The sequence below is a fragment of the Microbacterium sp. P26 genome (assembly GCF_023712585.1).
Classification (GTDB): domain Bacteria; phylum Actinomycetota; class Actinomycetes; order Actinomycetales; family Microbacteriaceae; genus Microbacterium; species Microbacterium algihabitans_A.
The window spans coordinates 1-1,553 of sequence record NZ_JAMAXZ010000012.1 but is presented as its reverse complement, the minus strand read 5'-3'; the positions used below and the strand labels follow the sequence as shown (position 1 = coordinate 1,553).

Annotated in this window: 1 rRNA gene; it reads right to left on the bottom strand. The window is 54.7% G+C overall.

What is annotated here, in order from left to right:
- Positions 1-1,298: ribosomal RNA gene (locus M3667_RS16520) — 16S ribosomal RNA — on the bottom strand; the annotation flags it as partial.
- Positions 1,299-1,553 lie beyond the last annotated feature (255 nt).

The window sequence follows — 1,553 nt, the reverse complement described above, 5'->3', positions numbered from 1 at the left end:
GTTGCAGACCTCAATCCGAACTGGGACCGGCTTTTTGGGATTCGCTCCACCTCACGGTATTGCAGCCCTTTGTACCGGCCATTGTAGCATGCGTGAAGCCCAAGACATAAGGGGCATGATGATTTGACGTCATCCCCACCTTCCTCCGAGTTGACCCCGGCAGTATCCCATGAGTTCCCACCATTACGTGCTGGCAACATAGAACGAGGGTTGCGCTCGTTGCGGGACTTAACCCAACATCTCACGACACGAGCTGACGACAACCATGCACCACCTGTTTACGAGTGTCCAAAGAGTTGACCATTTCTGGCCCGTTCTCGTATATGTCAAGCCTTGGTAAGGTTCTTCGCGTTGCATCGAATTAATCCGCATGCTCCGCCGCTTGTGCGGGTCCCCGTCAATTCCTTTGAGTTTTAGCCTTGCGGCCGTACTCCCCAGGCGGGGAACTTAATGCGTTAGCTGCGTCACGGAAACCGTGGAATGGTCCCCACAACTAGTTCCCAACGTTTACGGGGTGGACTACCAGGGTATCTAAGCCTGTTTGCTCCCCACCCTTTCGCTCCTCAGCGTCAGTTACGGCCCAGAGATCTGCCTTCGCCATCGGTGTTCCTCCTGATATCTGCGCATTCCACCGCTACACCAGGAATTCCAATCTCCCCTACCGCACTCTAGTCTGCCCGTACCCACTGCAGGCCCGAGGTTGAGCCTCGGGATTTCACAGCAGACGCGACAAACCGCCTACGAGCTCTTTACGCCCAATAATTCCGGATAACGCTTGCGCCCTACGTATTACCGCGGCTGCTGGCACGTAGTTAGCCGGCGCTTTTTCTGCAGGTACCGTCACTTTCGCTTCTTCCCTGCTAAAAGAGGTTTACAACCCGAAGGCCGTCATCCCTCACGCGGCGTTGCTGCATCAGGCTTTCGCCCATTGTGCAATATTCCCCACTGCTGCCTCCCGTAGGAGTCTGGGCCGTGTCTCAGTCCCAGTGTGGCCGGTCACCCTCTCAGGCCGGCTACCCGTCGACGCCTTGGTGAGCCATTACCTCACCAACAAGCTGATAGGCCGCGAGCCCATCCCAGACCAAAAAATCTTTCCAACCCCCACCATGCGATAGAGGCTCATATCCAGTATTAGACGCCGTTTCCAGCGCTTATCCCAGAGTCCAGGGCAGGTTGCTCACGTGTTACTCACCCGTTCGCCACTGATCCACCAAGCAAGCTTGGCTTCACCGTTCGACTTGCATGTGTTAAGCACGCCGCCAGCGTTCATCCTGAGCCAGGATCAAACTCTCCGTAAAAAAGAAATGCATACAACCACCGGGAAAACGGGGCCGCAGCGAGTTTGAAACTGACCAAAGAGAAACATCATTACTGACGTATCCATATGCCAACCCCCAAAAGGGCTGGTCTTTGATCCAAAGGAATTACTCGCAATCCGAACAAACGGACCGACGAGGAATAAATTGGCATTTGACAAGTGCACGCTGTTGAGTTCTCAAGGAACGGACGCACCCACAAGAAACAGTCTTCCGACCTACCCGTGAGGCAGTTCA